This window comes from Paenibacillus xylanexedens (assembly GCF_007676705.1).
Lineage (GTDB): Bacteria > Bacillota > Bacilli > Paenibacillales > Paenibacillaceae > Paenibacillus > Paenibacillus xylanexedens_C.
The window spans coordinates 1,760,668-1,779,262 of record NZ_VEBF01000001.1; the positions used below are offsets into that span (position 1 = coordinate 1,760,668).

An 18,595-nucleotide genomic window follows, 5' to 3' on the forward strand; every position below is an offset into this window, starting at 1 on the left:
TAGTAAAACATCATTTGTTAGCACTCTAATGATCGGAGTGCTAAACCCTTCCTTTTATATAACATATGGGAAAATTGGGTGTCAATACGAAGGCGGTTATTTTAACAAAAAGATCGAATAACCCTTCAACTTTTGCACATCACCAATCATTTTAACGTAATCCCGCAGGCAATACAAAAGCCGACTCGAACCAAAGTTCGAACCGGCACGGGGAAAGATACTTACGGTTAGGGTTAGAAATTTTTACTTTTTCGCCATTTTCGGATCAAGGGTATCGCGCAGTCCATCACCCATTAGGTTGAAGCCAAGCACGGTCAACATGATGGAAACGCCGGGGAAGATCAATGTCCAGGGTGCTTTTTGTATAAACTGACGGGAGTCCGACAACATTTTACCCCATTCCGGGTCGGGTGGTTGCGCACCCATGCCTAGAAATCCGAGTGCAGCGGCCTCGATGATCGCCGTACCAATCCCGAGTGTACCTTGCACGATCAGCGGAGTAAGGCTATTGGGCAAAATGTGACGAAACAAGATTCGCCCGTTGCCCGCTCCAAGTGTCCGCGCCGACGTAATGAATTCCTCCTGTCTCAAGCTGAGTACCCGTGAACGCACCAATCTTCCGTAGGTCGGGATGTTCACGATGGCGATGGCGAGCAGTGCATTTTGCAACGACGGGCCTAATATCGCTACAATGGCGATGGCCAGTAATATCCCCGGAAAGGCGAGCAAGATATCAAATAGACGAGAGATGAGCATGTCCGCCCATTTGCCATAAAATCCGGCAATCAGACCAAGCAACGTGCCCGCGATAATGGAACCAATGACGGAGAAGAAGCCGACCCACAAGGAAATACGCGCCCCATGGAGCACTCTGGAAAACACATCACGTCCCAGATCATCGGTACCAAACCAATGCTCTGCCGAAGGGGCCTGGAGCCGATCCACCAGCACCTGTTCCTTGTAATCGTAAGGAGCGATGTATGGCGCCAGGAAGGCTAAGAGGATGAAAAATACAATGATAATCAAGCCCGCAAGCGCAAGCCGATTTTTCCGAAACGTTCTCCACACTTCCCGCCATGGACCGGATTTGCTCGCTGCTGCAGCATCAATGTATGGTCCGGTATTGGTCGATAATTTGGCCATGCGGCGTCTCCTTTCTTGGATATGAATGAATGATAAATCCCCTATTTATAGCTGATACGAGGATCAAACACGGCGTAGAGCAGGTCCACAATCAGGTTGATCACCACGAAAAAGAACGCCACGATCAGAATGCCACTCTGGATCACCGGATAGTCCCGTGAACTAATCGCTTCATATATATAGCGTCCCACGCCCGGCCACGCGAAGATCGTTTCGGTCAATACCGCACCCCCGAGTAATGATCCGGTCTGGATACCGATCACGGTGAGCACGGGAATAAACGCATTTTTGAGGGCATGTCCATATACGACAAAAAACGGACCCAGTCCCTTCGCCTTCGCTGTACGAATGTAATCGGAACTCATCACTTCCAGCATGCTGGAACGGGTCATCCGGGCAATAACGGCCATCGGAATCGTTCCCAGTGCAACACTTGGCAGAATCAAATGTTTCGTTACGGTCCACAACTGATTCCATTGTCCGGCAATCATCGTATCCAGCACATACAAGCCCGTAATGGCTTCCACTGGATCACGTGCATTCATTCGTCCAATGGATGGCAGCCACTGTAACTTGTTCGCGAACAACCATTGCTCCATCAGACCGAGCCAGAAGATTGGCATGGATACACCCACCAAAGCAATAACCATGCAGCAATAATCAAACCAGGAGTTGTGCTTCCATGCACTGACAATTCCGGCATTCACCCCAATAATGACAGCAAACAACATACTCGCCATCGTTAATTCAAGGGTTGCTGTCAGATAAGGCACAATTTCCTGGGCAATAGGCACCTTGGTGCGGATGGATGTTCCCAGGTCACCTTTGAGCAAATCGCCCAAGTAGGCGAAATATTGCTGGAACCAGGGTTTATCCAGTCCGAGCTGGTCACGAAGGGCCTGCTTGGATTGTTCGGTTGCCTTTTGCCCAAGTATGGTCTCAGCCGGGTCACCCGGAATCGCATGGATGATGGAAAAGACGATCAGGGTCATGCCCAGCAGCACGGGCAGCAACACAAGCACACGTTTGACAATATAGCTGTTCAATCCTGTTCACCTGCCTTCGACATATCGTGCAAAAATAAAAAGCGCCGGCAGAAACGCATGCTTTGGATAGTTACGTCCGGATGTGGGTTCTGCCAAGCATTGCGTCTCACCAGCGCTTTAATAGAAAGAAAAGTTAATGCGTTAGAAGAAGATTCAGCTTGCCTATACGTTACTCAAAGTAGGCACCGGCATAGGATTCGCTGCCCAGCGGGGATGGTACGAAACCTTTCAGGTTCGATTTACCCGCCAGAATTGGCGTGGTGTGCACGAGTGGAATCCATGGTGCGTCTTCCTTGATAATCACCTGCGCTTGTTTGTACAGCTCGGCACGTTTCTCCTGATCTGTTTCTTTCTGCGCATCCGTCAACAGCACATGCAATTCTTCGTTGACATAGAAGCTGCGGTTGTTACCCGGAATGGCGTCTTTGTCCAGCAACGTGTAGAGGAAGTTATCCGGGTCCCCGTTGTCCCCCGTCCAGCCGAGCATGTAGATATCGTCTTTCTCCCCGGCTTTGGCATCATCCAGATACGTCGCCCACTCTGGGGATTCGATGTTTGTGGTCACACCAATTTTCTCAAAATCAGCCTGGATTGCTTCCGCTACCTTCTTGCCATCCGGCATATACGGGCGGGATACCGGCATTGCATAGAAGGTTACCGGATCAGGCAATCCGTCAGGGAAGCCAGCTTCGGCCAGTAAAGCTTTTGCTTTTTCCAGATCATATGGATAATCCTCAATGGTATCGTTGTACCCCCACAGCGTTGGCGGCATCGGGTTCACGGCAGGCTCAGCTTGTCCAGCAAAGAACGCATCGATAAGGGCCTGCTTGTTCACCGCATGGTTGAGGGCTTGTCTGACTTTGACATTATCAAATGGTTTCTTCTTGAAGTTAAAGCCGATATACGCCACGTTGAAGGGTGGTCGCTCGATCTTCTGCAACTCGCTGTTGCCTTCAAGGATGGACAGATCGTCCGGGTTCAGGTCTTCCATGACATCAATCTCACCGTTTTGCAGGGCATTGAAGCGAGCGGTATTATCCGGAATCGAACGCACGATCACTTTGTTCAGCTTCGGCAGTCCTTCTTTCCAATAATCTGCGTTTTTCTCCAGGGTGATGGAGTCGTTACGCTTCCACTCTTTGAATACAAATGGGCCGGTGCCCACAGGCTCGCTCTTGAAGTTTTCTTTTTTCTCCTGGATCGCGGTTGGGCTGGCAATGCCAAATGGCGTCATCGCAATATTTTGCAGGAAAGGCGCTTGTGGCTGGTTCAATGTGAACTCCACCGTAGTCTCGTCCGTCGCCTTCACTTCCTTAATCACACGTCCGTCCTCTGGGCCAAACATGGAATCGTAATAATCGAAGGAATCTCCTTCAAATTTATATTCACTCGCCGGATCGCCCCAGCGATTGAAGTTGAACACGACAGCCTCCGCGTTGAAGTCAGTTCCATCATGGAATTTCACACCCGACTTCAGCTTAAAAATATACTTGAGTCCATCCGCCGAAATCTCCCAGCTCTCTGCTAGTCCAGGAACGACCTCTGTTCCACCTTCCTTATAGTCCAGCAACGAATCAAACACCTGATGTCCAATCTTCAGCGACTCCCCATCTGTCACAATCGCCGGGTCGAGCGCAACGGAATCCCCACCACGCCCCATAATCATCGTATCCTGCGCTACTGTTTCGGTTGGAGGATCGGTTCCTTCCGCCGGAGCAGGCGTAGCCTCTCCACTCTCGTTACTGGAGCAACCGGACAACACCAATACGGTACTCAAGGCCATGGTTAGAACACCGGACATCCATTTTTTTCTCATTCGCATACGTACAACACCCTTCCCTGTCTCATAATGTGTGTGATGCTGGCATGAAAGATCTCCAATGTTGGCAATCGGTTTGGTGCTCTGTATCATATAAAAGGCTTTAGATGCCTGCGATACCTGTATTAAGGTTCTGGGAAAAGTACGGCATGTATATGAAATGTAAAAACAGCATGGATAGATGTGAATGTTAGATGATGTACATAGGTGAGGATGTGAATTGATCACTTTATAAACAAAATAAAAAAGGTTCGACAAAGCATCTTGTGAGATAAACCTATGAGATTGCTGTGTTTGATTGTTTCGTTTTATTTGAACTTAGGTCAATAAGCAACTGCGAATGGGTACGGACTGGTAAAAGCAAGTTTAAGTCGGTAGATTGATAATACCCATGGGTGTGGGAACTACACCGCTGGCTACGCTATAAAGCCTGTTCCTTAAGCGTGTCGTCTTGAGCATGGAGTGTGGAGACCGGATTAGGTATCGTTATCGTTCGTTCGCAATACGGATGAAAGAAACTCAACATAAGCTAGGTTGTTTAGATCGTGTAAGTTGTTGAATACGGTGGCTTTTTCTCTTGCAGATTGGATGTGTAAAACGTATGAGCGAGTCAACTTGAAATATTGGATTGTACAACAGGGAGACATTACAATAACTTCTTATGTTATGGTTTTGTCATGATGAGGAGGATTTTGGTTATAAACCGTAGTGAAAAACAATTTCGTGTAACTTACTTTACATCACATTAATCAATTAGACAAGAGATTTACAGACATAAGTCTGCAACTTTATTATATGTGTTAATATTACTTACACAAACCATAAAAAGGAACACAGTTCGACAAAAAGCGTCCCGTGTCCCTTCTTCACTCACTCCACATTCAGATAAGATCAAATTGTCATTTGCGAAGAATCAACTCACTTTTTAAACAAACCTCTGCGATGCATCACGGTAATAAAACGGTAAAAATCATAACTCGCCCCATTATCGATGCTGAACAATGGATTTTTGGTGTCATATGCTAGTGCTGCATCCACAGCTGCTTTCGCCCATACTGGAACTTCCATCTGCTGACGTGCCTGCAGTTTATCGACCTGGGATTTAAGCGCATCAAACGCTGCTTTCTCTTCGGCTGTCATCGGTTCGCCCCCTTTCGGTGGTTCGGTTGGTGGATTCGGATTGGCTGCTGCGTATCTTGCTCTGAGCTGTGCCGCTGTTCCCTCGAATTCATTCATATCCACGTTGCCGCTAATGCCATTCACCTTGCCCGAATCCGTATACTGCCAGAACGTCCAACGCTTCCATGCCGGCTGGTCGTCCGGTACACGGGTGTTGCTGTAACGCGCGATCCACAGATCGTATGAGCTAAGTGATGAGTCAAAATTCCCGGCAAATGAATTGCCCGTGTATATGATCGGTTTTACACCTGTCAGACGTTGTAATTCGGTTAAAAAAGCTTTAGCAACCGTATTCATCTGCGCTTTGCTCAGGTTGCCAGGGTTGTTCTCGTAATCCATAACGGGTGGCAGTTGTAGCGCTTTAGTTCCTCCAACTTTGTTAAGTGTGTTGGCATAATGCGCCGCTTCTGCCTTGGCACCATCGGTGGATGTCGCGCGGAAGAAATGGTACGTTCCGACCAGCATGCCTGCCGCTAGTGCGCCAGTTACATTCTTCTGATAATTGGGATCGGTATATGTCTGTCCCTCCGTTGCTTTAATGAACACAAATGTCATACCACTTGCCTTCACCTTTGCCCAGTCAATATTGCCCTGGTATCGGGAGACGTCAATGCCCTGTGTGTTGCCCGGACTTCTCGTTTGCATGTTTCTCACACCCTTTATGCGGCAAATTGCCGTTTGTATATAGTTAATGCGGTTGGATTAAGAGTTGCTTGTGTGCGTGTCCCTGATGTGTTGAGTTTGTGTAGTTTCAAGTGCTAGCTTGCTATAGTCGCATTACTTCTTACTATCTCCAGCCTGTGAATCTATGTCATCCTGATCTGCCTGTGAAAAAGAGTCTTTGGCACTTGGAGAGAAGTTACCGGGGAGTTCCCCGGTTCCCCCTTTGCCCTTGAGCACTTCAATAGCTTGCCGAATCACTGGCGGGATAGGTGCACCCAACTTGCCCCCATTTTCGATAATGGACAACAACTCATTTGCGATATAAAAAAAGGCGACCGCATCCCTGAACAAATGTCCGTCTCCCAGAACACCGTCCACCAGATGAGCCACCGATACCATCGCAAATATAAACACCTTTCTGGCGATGCCGAACATGCCGACATTACTCTCTAACTTGCCACTCATACCCGCAGCCGCGATGCCGGTTAGGTAATCGAGGATGACGAATACGAGTAGTACGCCGAGCACGCCTGACCAGCCACCGAAGAAGTAGGTTGCTGAGCTGCTCATGAGCGCAATCCCCCATTTCCATAGGGTGTCCCATCGTTCCATAGTTTCACCTCCTTTTTGAAAGATTTTTAGCTAGTTAGTTTGCCGTGATAAAGGTTCCCTGCGCCCCTAAGTAACAGTCGACACTTTGCTGCCCATTCAACTTAGGAACTATTATGAAGTTAATTGGACCTTCACGATCAAAATTAGCAGGAATAGTGAAACTAGCTCTAATATCTTCCCCTTGTCCGAGGTTGGTAGTATTTTTACCACTGTAGTATCCTTGAAGAGTCCTTAAATCCCAAGTAATTGTAGAAATCAAGTACATTGCAGAGTAATTAAAATAATCTACTTTAGGGCCTATCTGAGCAGTAATACCCAACCTATCTTTCAAAGCAAAGAATACACCGTCAGTGTATGCAGACCCAGAAACACTAAGTGTAAAATAGGTAGTATTGGTCCAATTTGAAGAAAACTGAAAATAAACCGATTTTTGTGGAATTGTTCCTATAATGAAATCCTCAGCATTTCTTCCACTAGTATAAGATTTTTTTAGATTTACTTGGGTCATATTAGCATTTGATATTTCTATCTGCTTTATCTTATTTGTTAATTGACTAAATGTATCGCTGCCTGATGCCGCTACCCCCTTGCCAGTAATGGCGGCAGCGATAGCCGATTTCCCATCACTGACAGAGGACTTTAAACTCTCAAATTCCTCTCTTGATGGAACTTTGACCCACGCTCCCCAAGTATCATAAAGATTTCGCTGCCATGTCGTAAATCCTACTGGAAGAAATGTAATTAAAGTTTGTGTTACCCCTGGAGTTGACTCTTTATTTTGCGTTCCATTTTTACTAACTTTAAGACTGAATGCCACTCTAACAGGACAATTTTTAAGTGTTTCAGCAGTTAGACTAAGTTGACAATAAAATTCTCCCTCAAATACCAAGTTATTTAGATCTTCATTTTCATTAATGCTAGATGATTTTTTGAGATAGTTTTTGTCAGCATACTGCTGAAATTCCATTTCTTTATTTTTGCTTTCCATTACAGATAGCTGCCTCGAAATATTGGAAGAATCGTTTATAAATTGTTCTATAATAGATTTCTCACTCACTCCTATCGTTCCGTTAATCGATATTGGTGAAAATTGATCCTGAACCTGATATGTTACACTATAATAAGCCGATGGATCATATTGAGAGGCTGGTAAGGAAGCTAACTCTAACCCATAAACTTCTGACTCCGGATTAAATCGTATTATATCCCAGTAATCTCTGACATCATTTTTATAAACGGACAGTATTTTTTTAACCTTACTATTTAATTTGGCTGACAAATTATAGTTATTAATGTTATATGATTTATGCACATCAGAAGTATATACTGGTTTAACATTCTCTCTAATTATCATTCCCGTACCTACTTCTACCAAATTATCTCCCTCAATAAACGTCAATTGACCCTCTGACGTGATCGGTTCAATAGTTGGTGTTGCAAGCTGGTATATGAGTTGGTATGGGTTTTTATAATCTACTGCCTCTGTCGTTGGCAGTATTGCTGTCCAATGTGCAGCGCCTCCACTTACTACGGTCCCCCACGCTTTCTCTCCTGAACCATTATATGGCATTAAATCGTTCCAATTACGCATTCGCCAACCCATAAAATAAGCCTTAATATCGTCAACTGTTGGCGTATATGAGTCTCCCCAACCGCTGTCTGAATTAGATACTGTTATATAAAGATTCGATCCTCCTTCTCTGAGCCAAGCATAATCAGCATTATCTATGACAGGCGCCCATGTTTTAAGTAAGGAACCATCATATTTTACTGTGTAAGGAAATAGACCAGTATTGCCGGCTACAAAATTGTCATATGAAAGAGTCACTGTTTTATACCCAGATCCACTAGAATCAGGAATCCAGGGTAGTGTTCCATCCAACGAAACTTTGTTCCACTTCGTCAGTTTGAAATACTGGCCATCTTTCTCGTACAATTCTTCAACATTCGTTCCGGTTATTGGATTAGCGTATAGATCCGTTTGCAGAGCAAGCACTGCATCTTCGCGAGGTTCAAATCGTTTGGTCGTTTTTCCAAGCGAGAGCATTGGATTTTTAAACACAAAATCACCGATACCTGGGGTACCTTGTCCTGCTGCATAATTTGATACATATACACGAACAATCTTTCTGTTTCCACTATTAAATGTTACCGAAGTAGCCGAAGTATTAGCTACTATGATCGCTCCATCCGTGCCGCCAGTAACAGATATTGTGGCATCGTTTTGATCAATGCTTAATGTATAATAATTGTTTGGAATAACATGAGCGTCATACGAAAGTGCCGCAACATCGTTCGTAGTTGACGTTATCGTTACTTTGTACCACGATGTTGCCTTTGCACTTCCTGTAGGTGTCCATTCATGAAAGGGAGGCAATAAATTCTCTCCATACCTTATAACATAAGGATTTCGAACAGGCTGAATGTTATCTACATAAGGATATTTCACTGCAATTCGCTCCGTTGTCATATTGGAAAGTGACGTTAACTCTGAACTGGTGATTTCATACAAACGTACAGCATCAACATGGCTAAATTGAGCTATTTCACTTCCCACTATAGAAATTTGCAAATTATTAGTCACTGTACCCAAACTAGATGCAGGAATCAACAGAATAGCAGTTGAGAATTTATCCGCTGTAACTACCGTTCCTGAAACGTTTGCCGTACCGTTCCACAGAGATAGAGCTACACTCGTAGATGTGCCTCTTTTCAAATCTGCAATTGCAAGGTAGTTTTTACTGTTAGACAGGGTTTGTCCTAACTGTTTGTATAAACTTCCCCCAGTACTTCCTCCCTTCAATGAAATTTTAATGCTTTGACTACCTTGTGTTTTGTGCGACGAATCCAATTCAGCCAATACTCCAACAGTTGTAAACCAGCTACTTGTATTCTCACACCCACCATCACGCCCCAACAAATTCACAAGCGTGCGTCCCTTTATCCCTTCCAACTTAAACGCCGAGGCACGTTCAGCATTAACAATCTGTAATCCCGGTTCCAACGTCACAGATCTACGCTTCTCTGTATCCAGCCGCTCTTGAATACTACTCACCTGTGCCGCGGTTTCCTCAGCCTTTTCTTCGACTTGCCCCACACCCTCATCAACCTTCTCCCAGTTCTGATCCAGATACTTATCCAGATCAAAATAGGTCGTCGATGGCGAGGAACGGTCAATCTTATTCAATCCCAAATTCGGTGTTTTCGGTTCATTCATTTAAGCTCCACCTCCTGCAAATTTATCCTGCCGAGTCTGTTCAATCTCATCCAGCGTCATGCTTTCGACCTCCACAATCGTCAAATACCGCAGACGGTATTCCACAGTCATATGTGCCGGTTTGATATCTTCAATCGCAGCCTTGAGATCGTGCAAATTGGGTGGCAGGCCATAAGTATCCACAAAACGGATCATAATCCGGTATTCGCTCGGCTCAACCGATACATCAATCCCGCCACTTTCATAGGCCTGCGCCACATTCTTGAGCATGGAACCGGAGACTTTACCACTCCCACGCATTTTGGAAATAATCACGGATCTCCGCTGGTCCTCTGGCTTAGCTTGATTCGTCGGAATCTGTAAATCCCGCTCATAACGTTCCAATGCCCAGGTCGCAGACTCCGGGTAGAATTGGTCCAACGCACTTTCCAAACCCACCGTAAGCTTGTCCAGCTCAACACCTTCGGTCTCCGTAAGAAGCTGCATCTCCAGCACATTTTCATACAACGGGGGCAAAAGAGTCATTAATACCTCTGCTTTACTCATGTCACCTTCACCGTCCCGAGAACGGCTACTGCGCCGGGGGCGATCTCCAGATTGGACATACCACCATTCACCAGCAGATCGCTATAATCGATCACGGGCGGAATATCCAGAATGACATTGGCAATACGTGTCCAACGAACTAACGGATCGGCAAAAGCCAGTTCTTTCAGATACGCCGTAACTCCCGTTTCAATCAGTGTTTTCACGCCCTCGTACGTTGAACCGGAAGAAAGCGTGACCTGTACCTCCACATCAATAGGTACCTCTTCCGCCCCCACCACTGTGACCACGGGCCCGATTGGAGCAGCACCCTCACCCATTCCATCCTGAGTTGGATCGATAAACTCCTGTACAGCCTCAATGACCGCCTCAGCAGGTGTTTGCATTTCATTATTCAGCAATGCCACTTTAACTGTACCGGGACCGTCCCACAGTGGAAAAGCCTTCGCTTTGCCCACACCGGAGTTTTCCCGTGCCCATAGCTCATACTGATATTTGTTGGCACTCGTAACCGGACGGGAAACTTTGTCCTGATAGCGGTCAACCAAGGCCTGATCCGTTTCTTCGTCTTCGCCAGGAACCAGCAAATTTGTCAATTCAGCTGTCGTTAGGCCAGCAATATAATCGATGGGCAGCAGCGCCCCCGTATATTCATTTCCTTCCGCTCCCGCGACCTCACATTCCAACACATATCGCCCTGCCGCGATGCGTTCCACAACAACATATACCCGATCCCCCGTTGAAAAACGACTATCCAAAGGAACTTCAACAGGCTTACCTTCGTTATCCCGAAAACTCCCAACCCAACGTGCCTTCGTGGCCGCTTTCCGACTAATGCCAGACCAAGCCACCGCGCGATCCAGATACTCTCCAGAAGCTGTATCTGCAAACTTCAGATTGGCGTTCACATCCAGCTCGATATACATCTGAGCCATTTCCACTGCCGCTGGCGCAAGCGCATCATAGATAATGCTGCCTTCACGTTTATCCACACCATCCGGCACTCTGTCCAGCATTCGGTTTAAAATGACTTCAAACGTCTGCTCATCATACATTCATGTTCACCTCCGTCTCTTCCCTGAAGCTGCCAAAATCCGTTTCCACGGTAAAAGAAACACGTACCCCGTCAGCCTCGTGGACAAACTCGAACTCGGTTACATCCGAAATGCGATCATCTGGAAGCAACGCTTCGCGAATCCAGCGTTCCAGTTCAGATTCAACCATGGATCTCCCGGCCATTCCTTCCCAGGACCATTCCATGCCGTAATCCGAGGAATAGATTAGATGCTCGTAGCGGCGTGTAGACAACGTTTTATACACCGCCTGTTTTACCGCATCTTTTCCATCCAGTTGCAGTCTTCCAATTCGCTGTCCTGAAGCTTGAAACACATACGTCAGACTTGGAAGCACAGCAGCTTCTTCCTGATCTTCTGCGCTAATCTGCGCACCCTGTGGAATCATGGATTCACCAGCCGATCCAGCACGACAAAGCTGTCTCCGCCCTGCACACGTAACAACAAGACATGGTCTCCCACGGTCCAAGCTTTGTTCGCTACAGATTCCGGCAGTACCAGAAAAGGCTCAGCCAACGCCAGCCGTTGTTCAACGGTGATCTCCAGAGGCTGGGTGTTTGTCACGCTTCCGTACATTATCTGAACGGGAGACTTGGCATCTACAGCGGCCACCGCTGCCTTTTTAATCACGTCCAGCATCATTTATCGTTACACCACCTTCAAATCCAGCGACATCGTATGCACGCCCCCCTGTACCTTATGCGTGCATTCGTCTACCAGAAAATATTGATTAATCTTGAGTTCATCGATCTGAATGTTGACATAACTGCCTGCCCTCACCTTGAAATCGCCAAGCGCATCCACTTTCAACGTCTGCGTCTCTCGATTACGAAGGGTCATCAGGGTCTTCAGCATGGCATCAATCTGGCCTTCATTCAGGCCGTCATCCGCTTTTTGGTACAAAAAAAGCAGCCCCCATTGACGGATGCTGCCTGAATCCTGATGAACATATGTTTCTCTTTTTCCAGTATCCTTGTTATCCCGATACAGCTTGATCTTGTTATACGTCTGGTCGTCAATCGACCGCGTATAGCTGTAATCCGTGAGCAGACTGTTATCCCCAATGACAAAGCCGTAAGGCATCTCTTCCACATCCCGAAGCACAAGCTTGCCGAAATCATCGTAGAAGATGTAGTTTTTACCGCCATAAATCAGTGTTCGATCCAACGCCTCACAGATCATGTCGATCAGCTTTTTGTTATCAAATAACATACGCGGAATAACATATTTCGGCTGGATCAGCTCGCCCACCTTCAACTGAAAGTCAGTAGCAATTCGTTTGATCACATCCGTAGCGGTTGCGTTAACGAACTTGTACGTCTGATTCGCGGTCAGATAACGAGTCTGGTCGTAGGCTTTGATTTTGACACTTTCGTCCTTGCCGCTATCCACCGAGAAGATATATCCGTAAAATATGCCTACCTCGTTGCTGATATATTTCACGACATATCCATTCTCATATGTGAATTTCTTATTCTGGTACAGACTGCCCTTGATCAACGTGAATTCCAGAGAGGAAGGCTTGCCGATACGGGAGGTTTTGTACGTAATGTCACCGGCAATTTCGCTAATGTCCCAGATGTTGCCCTGCTTGTCATCCAGTAATACCCGTTCCTTCATGTTTGCCAGCTTATCATCCAGCCTGATCTGCTCTTGCATATTCCCTCTCCTTTCACGGAAGCTTGATCACAAGTCCAATCGGCAGCTTCTTCAGTTGTGCATCTTTGATGCTATTTAGCTTCTGCAGCTCTTTCCAGCGAGATCCATCTCCCAGATGGGCTTTAGCTACAGACCACAAGGAGTCTCCGGCTTTGAGTGTGACAATCTTTGGCTGGATTTTTTCATTGGGCCGAGAGGCTTTGGTTTTTGTTTTTGAAGCAGCCGTATCCTTGCTGTCCTTGAGTGGCACTACTTTTTTGGCGGCATAGAAAATGAACTGCTTCAGCTTGATATCATACTGGATATCCCCCACCGTACCCGCTGTCTCCTTCCAGTCGAAGCTCTCAATGGAAACCGCCATATTAATGGTGTACCTTGCACTGGAAAAGAACAGTCTGACGGGTCTGCCCGTCTGCATCCAACGGATAATCTTTTTCACATATTCATAGGGATCACGGTAAAACTGCTTCTGAATTGCCGGATGTCTTGCATCGTAGTTCAGATGATACGGGCTGTAGTCTGCCGGAAAAATCCCGCTGAAACTGACTTCACGCAGCTTCGGCGACTTAATAACGTTAATCTCACCCAAAGCACTAACGTTAAACGTACTGCCGTCTCCCGAATCCGAGAATTCAATGCTCTCTGGTGTCACCGGGAAAAACATGTATTCGGAGCGGTTATTGAAGCTTAGTTGAATATAATATTCCACTTATCCATACACCCCCTGGGCACTGGAAACGATCTGACTGTTCAGTCCATCGGTGATTTTGCTGATGATGCTGTCCACGTCATGTCCACTGTTAATATCACCCGTGGTGACCTGAACGGTTGGCGTCAGGCTGACAAATCGCTGAATCGCCTGCATCTCTGCAAGCTCACGCATCAATTTTAGATCCTCGCTCGTCACATCCACTGTGCCGTCCACGTCACCGATCTTGTCCACCTGTCCGATATTGTTGATTTTGTTGATGTTACTCATGTTGCTATTGGGAACAACGGTGGGAGCAGGTGCAGTTGGCATCGATGGCATTGAAGGGGTTTTGGGTATTTCGGGTGTGAAGTCTTTGCCAAATTTACCTGGTAAATCTTTATCTTTGGAATCTGCTTTTGCCCCCGTTGAAAAACCGGAAAGCAATTTCTCTGCCATCTCCGGTCCTTTCCCATACGCATTGGCATTGTACTGTCCATCCATTCTCATCGACTTGAATGAATTTGTATCACTTTGCGGCTCCCATGATTCTAAAGTGTCCATCCATCCCTTAATGGTTTTGCTACCAATGGTGATATCTGATTCGGACATCACGGTCAAGTTCGTACCAAATGTGTCATTGATAAAGGAGGCAACACTTGCTATTGCACTTACAGCTCTATTAAGAAAATCCTCTATACCTAACATCACATTGTATAGGGTCTGCAAAATAAACATCCCTAGATCGTAGAACAACTTTTGGACTGCATACACTGCATTAGTAAAGAAATTAATTAAGAAATCCGCTAATGAAGCAAATACATTCCATACCGTGGCCACTACTACTCGTACGATTTCTCCAAGCATCATAAATGAACCTATGATGACTCCCAAAATCTCTGTACCTGACATTCCCATCATGTTCAAAATTCCAATAACTGCTGCAATTGCAGCAATGGCGAGCAGGATTGGCCAATTTAGTAATAACCAGGCGGCAACGAGACTATAGACTTGTGCGATAACCAGTGCCAGTACAACAATCGCCAATGCCATCAGGATAGGCTGAATGATATCCCAGTTCTGCTGAATCACGGCTGCAATGTATAAAATACCGTTTACCAGCATCGTCAACGCGTTTGCCGCAACCGTAAACGCATTTCTAATCCACTCAATAATGACCGTGAACTCCCCATTTGCAAAGGCTTCATTTAATCGATCCAGTAAAGGTGTTAAGGCAATGAGGGCTGCCTGTCCAATCTGACCGAGAACCCCATTAAACTGATTCACCAGTGCATTCCACTTCTGTAACGGTGAATCCAGCATGGTGTCAAAAGCATGTTGGGTATAGCCTTGCTTTTGCAATATGACATCCAACTTTTGGATAAATCCATCCAGATTGGATGAATCAATGGTTTGTTGCAGACCTGCTCCGCTTAGAGCTTCAGCAGGAATGTTAAAAGACTTGGCAAGCTGACCATTGTCTCCGTTCATGGCAGCGACCAAGGCACTCGATGCATCTGACATGTTTTTTCCATCTGGAGATAGCATGCTCAACCGCTTAGCCATATCCCTCAGTTGATCAACTTGGTCCGTATTCTGTGCATACGGGATGAGAGATAGTGTACCTTTCAAAGCATCCGTAACATTCTGTCCACTCTTGAAAGCTTCCGCACGGTAGCGATTAAAGATCGTCTCACCCTGAGCATCCTCACCAGTAGCAGCTATATATCGCTGCTTCAAATCCTCTTCCTGCGCAGCTGGTACGAGAACAGCTTGTCCTGCTGACTTGATCACGCTGATCCAGGCTCGCACTCGCTGGGCACCTTCTGTAAAGGCAGCATTTACCTTAGCCTGTTCTTCTGACACACCTTGGAGTAAGTTGCCTGCCAACTGAATTCGGCTCAGATTTCCAGGGTTGAATACCGAATTGATTACGGTAGGCAGATTTTGAAATTGCTGAACCATATTATTTGACATGATATACAGTCTTGCAAACATGGCATACATTCATTTCTCCCTCCTTTCCTTTTTATTTCTTCCGGGCACGGCTCTTGGACCGTTCTTTCTTCTCTTCCTCTACCCGGATGGAGATCATCGCATAGATGGCCGCTCGTTCTCGCATGGAGAAGGCCATTAGCTCATGCGGCAATATGTTCAATTCATGGAGAGCGTAATAAGCCAGATTGGCTTCGGAATCGCCCTCTTTAATTAGTTTTTTACGTCATCCACCAGTTCGTTCATATCCTGATTGAAACCGTTCAGCTTCTGGACTTGTTCGCCAAGCGAAGCAAATTCCCCAGGCAACAGCATTTTCCGCAAAAGCGATTCCGCCCCCATCACGCCATATGAACGCTGGAGTTCTGCGTTTTTCAAATCGGGAAATACTACACTTGCGCTCATCAGGCGAGCCATGTAATCATTCGCATCAATGTCGGGTGTGTAGACACCGTTCTTACCCTTAATTTTGCGGGTAGCCGCTTTGCGGCATTCCTGGTTTTCGTCCTCGGTCATGCTGCGCAGTTTCCAAGCAACGGGCTCGCCTTTCTCATCTTTGAATCGGGGGGATACGATAAACTCCTCCGTTGTATCTGTTGCTGCATTTTGGGCAAAAAACATACTCAATCCACTCATGTATTGTTCCTCCTCTAAAGTTAGGCTCCCCGCCGCAAGAAGCGGCGAAGAGCAGAATTTTGACAAGCCAAATAGCCCGTAACACAGGCAAGTTGAACAGGTTTCTTTTACAAACCCATTGCTAATTTAAACTCTTTATATCTCGATCATTATGTCTTCCACGCTACATTACTTCGGCAGATTGAACGATACAGGCATATCGACATCTTCAAAGGTAAAGCTCACTTCTTCCTCCAACGCCTCGGATTCGGTATCCAGGGATGCCATGATCACACTGTCGAGGTTGACGCCTTTGAGGGTCACGGTCTGTTTGCCAATCGTGGACGAAGGATCTTCGTTGGTCACTTCAATGTCGAAGTACGTGTCCACACCATTTTGCATGTACTGGAGCATCAGCTCGCGGAAACGGGATGTGGTATAGAAGATTGTCATGGAACCCGAACCGGACCAACCGGTTGCTTTATGCTGTACGCCGCGACGGCCCAACGTTTTTACCTCTGCTTTTTGTTTCTCCACCGTTGCTTCCAGCGTCTTCACATAGAACATTTCTTCCGTCTGTCCGTTAATCGTTGCGTATGCGCGGCCTTCCTGGCCGGAGATTGTGTCACTTGCTTTCAAAAATGCCATCTTAAACCACCTTCACTTTCATATATACTTTTTCAACGGAATCTACTGGTTGGACCTGAATCTCGATCAGAATGCTGTCGGTTTCATTGCCTGGAGCAACAGTGATATCTGTTTTGGAATCAAAATTTTGAATCGCCCCAATATCCTGAAGCTGCTTCAGATAAGTGACACATTGGGAACGGAACAGGCTGCGCCCATCTTCGTTGTTGTTCACTTTGCCGATGTAATAGGACTCGAAAATCCGTTTCATATCATTAGCAATGCCATCGAGAACACGGACAACACGGTTTTTGGCAAAATGACGTGCCTTATCCGGTGTCACCGAACGGAACGTATTTACATCCTGCTCCACCACCGCGCGGTTGCTGCTCGCCGTGAATACAAACTCGCCATTACGCAATGCCGCTTCTGTCTCGCTATGTGTCAGTCGTCCGTTCACATCCACAGCATCGTCATAGGCGCGGAACGTCAGGGATTCATTTAGGTTAGCTCCCGCTGTTGCACCGGCAGTCCATGCTACGGTTTGTTTCGGCGTAAGAACGGTACCGTCTGCGAGCACAACACCATTTTTGACACTGATAATGCCTTCATGATCTGCAGCCGGATAATCGGACAGAACCAGTTGCACCTTCTTGCCCTCGGTATCACGCAAGCGCTTGATGTAAGCTGTGTAGACTGACTTGAGTGTGGCATCGTCTGAAATCAGACCGACCGTGTTAAAATCCAGTACTTCCAGCTTGGTCAGGAAATCAGCATGCTCTTGGTTAGTTGCTGTACCATCCAATCCACCTGTTAGTGGAAGTGACGCTGTAGCTGTGAGTGCACCTTCACCAGTAAATGTGACGTATGCGTTGGATTCCAGAGCTTCGATGGTGGATGAAGTTTGTTTGTCCACTTCTTTACCTGCCAGTAAAGTGGAAACGTCCAGTTGTTCTGGATCATTGATATTGGTGGAGATTACAACAGCCAGATCATTACCACGTACGCCGCCGTGTCGGGCCGTCACTGTCAGCTTGTCCAAGGTTACCTTGGCTTTGGTCCCAACATTGAGTCGGTAAAGAAGCAAGGTCTGCGCCCGTTTCAATGCCTCGCGGATCAGCAGCAATTGCGGTGCTGTCCAGTCATAGCCCAATTTGGCTTGAACATCTTCACCTGCTTGTACCGTCAGGATTGTACCTGCTTGCCCCCATGACAATGGAAGCGCCAAAGCCACCGTTCCCCGCTCCCCTACCGTACCCAGCAATGAGCCCTCTGATGCAAAATTCATATATACGCCGGGGCGTACCTTGTTTTGTGTCGTCCATGTTCCTCCAGCCATTATTGTGCCTCCCCATTCATGAATTGTTGGATGTGTTGCTGTGCTTCTTCCAATGTGTATGTTTGTTGTTCCAGCAGAACTGCTGCCAAAATATCTTTCTCGATCCGGTTGAGTTGCCGTGATCCGGCGAACTGGGCTTTGCTGTATTTTTGATTGTTTTTCTGTTGAGTTTCCGTTTTTTTAGGATCCGGTTCTTTTTTCGTAAACATTGCCAATGCGCCTCCTATTCCTTTCATACTGATCCCCTCATTTGGTTATTTAAGTTCAATTAAAGAATAGTTACATTTGCCACTCCGATGACAGAACAACCTTCCGATCGCTGTTATCCCTAGATTTTTTTGATTCCCTTTTTAAAGGGGAAAATCTGGGGATAA

Annotated in this window: 18 protein-coding genes; all 18 read right to left on the minus strand. The window is 46.4% G+C overall.

Annotated elements, in window-relative coordinates:
* Positions 1–243: 243 nt before the first annotated feature.
* A complete protein-coding gene (gene nikC / locus FS628_RS08000) occupies positions 244–1,143 on the minus strand; it encodes a nickel transporter permease (RefSeq protein WP_145320618.1) in 900 nt (299 codons plus the stop codon).
* 41 nt (positions 1,144–1,184) lie between these two features.
* Positions 1,185–2,189: an ABC transporter permease gene (locus FS628_RS08005; RefSeq protein ID WP_017690144.1), complete on the minus strand. Its 1,005-nt coding sequence runs from the start codon at positions 2,187–2,189 to the stop codon at positions 1,185–1,187.
* Positions 2,190–2,358: 169 nt separating this feature from the next.
* The gene (locus FS628_RS08010; protein ID WP_145321469.1) at positions 2,359–4,005 is read right to left on the minus strand and encodes an ABC transporter substrate-binding protein; all 1,647 of its coding nucleotides are present in this window, start codon (positions 4,003–4,005) and stop codon (positions 2,359–2,361) included.
* A 921-nt stretch (positions 4,006–4,926) separates the two neighbouring features.
* Complete coding sequence (locus FS628_RS08015; RefSeq protein ID WP_145320620.1) at positions 4,927–5,832, minus strand: glycoside hydrolase family 25 protein; 906 nt, start codon at positions 5,830–5,832, stop codon at positions 4,927–4,929.
* 132 nt (positions 5,833–5,964) lie between these two features.
* Positions 5,965–6,462, minus strand: coding sequence for a phage holin family protein (locus tag FS628_RS08020; RefSeq protein ID WP_145320622.1), 498 nt, complete (start codon positions 6,460–6,462; stop codon positions 5,965–5,967).
* A gap of 34 nt (positions 6,463–6,496) precedes the next feature.
* Positions 6,497–9,679 carry a pyocin knob domain-containing protein gene (locus tag FS628_RS08025; RefSeq protein WP_145320623.1) on the minus strand — a complete coding sequence of 1,061 codons (3,183 nt, stop codon included), beginning with the start codon at positions 9,677–9,679 and terminating at the stop codon, positions 6,497–6,499.
* Positions 9,680–10,225 (minus strand): putative phage tail protein, encoded by a 546-nt coding sequence (locus FS628_RS08030; RefSeq protein WP_145320631.1) that lies wholly within the window; start codon positions 10,223–10,225, stop codon positions 9,680–9,682.
* The gene (locus tag FS628_RS08035) at positions 10,222–11,280 is read right to left on the minus strand and encodes a baseplate J/gp47 family protein (protein ID WP_145320633.1); all 1,059 of its coding nucleotides are present in this window, start codon (positions 11,278–11,280) and stop codon (positions 10,222–10,224) included. Before FS628_RS08035 ends, FS628_RS08030 begins: the two co-directional genes overlap by 4 nt.
* On the minus strand, positions 11,273–11,686 hold the full coding sequence (locus FS628_RS08040) for a DUF2634 domain-containing protein (protein WP_145320635.1): 414 nt from the start codon (positions 11,684–11,686) through the stop codon (positions 11,273–11,275). The genes FS628_RS08035 and FS628_RS08040 overlap by 8 nt, the downstream gene beginning before the upstream one ends.
* A complete protein-coding gene (locus FS628_RS08045; RefSeq protein ID WP_145320637.1) occupies positions 11,683–11,940 on the minus strand; it encodes a DUF2577 family protein in 258 nt (85 codons plus the stop codon). The genes FS628_RS08040 and FS628_RS08045 overlap by 4 nt, the downstream gene beginning before the upstream one ends.
* A 6-nt stretch (positions 11,941–11,946) precedes the next feature.
* Positions 11,947–12,957 (minus strand): XkdQ/YqbQ family protein, encoded by a 1,011-nt coding sequence (locus FS628_RS08050; RefSeq protein ID WP_145320639.1) that lies wholly within the window; start codon positions 12,955–12,957, stop codon positions 11,947–11,949.
* A 13-nt stretch (positions 12,958–12,970) separates the two neighbouring features.
* The gene (locus tag FS628_RS08055; protein ID WP_145320641.1) at positions 12,971–13,666 is read right to left on the minus strand and encodes a LysM peptidoglycan-binding domain-containing protein; all 696 of its coding nucleotides are present in this window, start codon (positions 13,664–13,666) and stop codon (positions 12,971–12,973) included.
* Positions 13,667–15,622 (minus strand): hypothetical protein, encoded by a 1,956-nt coding sequence (locus tag FS628_RS08060; RefSeq protein WP_222125197.1) that lies wholly within the window; start codon positions 15,620–15,622, stop codon positions 13,667–13,669.
* A 52-nt stretch (positions 15,623–15,674) separates the two neighbouring features.
* On the minus strand, positions 15,675–15,803 hold the full coding sequence (locus tag FS628_RS32580; protein WP_258166368.1) for a hypothetical protein: 129 nt from the start codon (positions 15,801–15,803) through the stop codon (positions 15,675–15,677).
* 50 nt (positions 15,804–15,853) lie between these two features.
* Positions 15,854–16,276, minus strand: coding sequence for a phage tail assembly chaperone (locus FS628_RS08065; RefSeq protein ID WP_111620520.1), 423 nt, complete (start codon positions 16,274–16,276; stop codon positions 15,854–15,856).
* A 168-nt stretch (positions 16,277–16,444) separates the two neighbouring features.
* On the minus strand, positions 16,445–16,903 hold the full coding sequence (locus FS628_RS08070; RefSeq protein WP_145320645.1) for a phage tail tube protein: 459 nt from the start codon (positions 16,901–16,903) through the stop codon (positions 16,445–16,447).
* A gap of 1 nt (position 16,904) precedes the next feature.
* A complete protein-coding gene (locus FS628_RS08075; protein ID WP_145320647.1) occupies positions 16,905–18,221 on the minus strand; it encodes a phage tail sheath family protein in 1,317 nt (438 codons plus the stop codon).
* Positions 18,221–18,430, minus strand: a complete 210-nt coding sequence (locus tag FS628_RS08080) for a hypothetical protein (RefSeq protein ID WP_145320649.1) — start codon at positions 18,428–18,430, stop codon at positions 18,221–18,223. The genes FS628_RS08075 and FS628_RS08080 overlap by 1 nt, the downstream gene beginning before the upstream one ends.
* Positions 18,431–18,595 lie beyond the last annotated feature (165 nt).

Excerpts from the sequence above, each read along its gene's own strand:
- nikC (WP_145320618.1), bottom strand. The coding sequence starts at position 1,143 with ATGGCCAAATTATCGACCAATACCGGACCATACATTGATGCTGCAGCA.
- FS628_RS08010 (WP_145321469.1), bottom strand. The coding sequence starts at position 4,005 with ATGAGAAAAAAATGGATGTCCGGTGTTCTAACCATGGCCTTGAGTACC.
- FS628_RS08015 (WP_145320620.1), bottom strand. The coding sequence starts at position 5,832 with ATGCAAACGAGAAGTCCGGGCAACACACAGGGCATTGACGTCTCCCGA.
- FS628_RS08020 (WP_145320622.1), bottom strand. The coding sequence starts at position 6,462 with ATGGAACGATGGGACACCCTATGGAAATGGGGGATTGCGCTCATGAGC.
- FS628_RS08025 (WP_145320623.1), bottom strand. The coding sequence starts at position 9,679 with ATGAATGAACCGAAAACACCGAATTTGGGATTGAATAAGATTGACCGT.
- FS628_RS08030 (WP_145320631.1), bottom strand. The coding sequence starts at position 10,225 with ATGAGTAAAGCAGAGGTATTAATGACTCTTTTGCCCCCGTTGTATGAA.
- FS628_RS08035 (WP_145320633.1), bottom strand. The coding sequence starts at position 11,280 with ATGTATGATGAGCAGACGTTTGAAGTCATTTTAAACCGAATGCTGGAC.
- FS628_RS08040 (WP_145320635.1), bottom strand. The coding sequence starts at position 11,686 with ATGATTCCACAGGGTGCGCAGATTAGCGCAGAAGATCAGGAAGAAGCT.
- FS628_RS08045 (WP_145320637.1), bottom strand. The coding sequence starts at position 11,940 with ATGATGCTGGACGTGATTAAAAAGGCAGCGGTGGCCGCTGTAGATGCC.
- FS628_RS08050 (WP_145320639.1), bottom strand. The coding sequence starts at position 12,957 with ATGCAAGAGCAGATCAGGCTGGATGATAAGCTGGCAAACATGAAGGAA.
- FS628_RS08060 (WP_222125197.1), bottom strand. The coding sequence starts at position 15,622 with ATGTCAAATAATATGGTTCAGCAATTTCAAAATCTGCCTACCGTAATC.
- FS628_RS08065 (WP_111620520.1), bottom strand. The coding sequence starts at position 16,276 with ATGAGTGGATTGAGTATGTTTTTTGCCCAAAATGCAGCAACAGATACA.
- FS628_RS08070 (WP_145320645.1), bottom strand. The coding sequence starts at position 16,903 with ATGGCATTTTTGAAAGCAAGTGACACAATCTCCGGCCAGGAAGGCCGC.
- FS628_RS08075 (WP_145320647.1), bottom strand. The coding sequence starts at position 18,221 with ATGGCTGGAGGAACATGGACGACACAAAACAAGGTACGCCCCGGCGTA.
- FS628_RS08080 (WP_145320649.1), bottom strand. The coding sequence starts at position 18,430 with ATGTTTACGAAAAAAGAACCGGATCCTAAAAAAACGGAAACTCAACAG.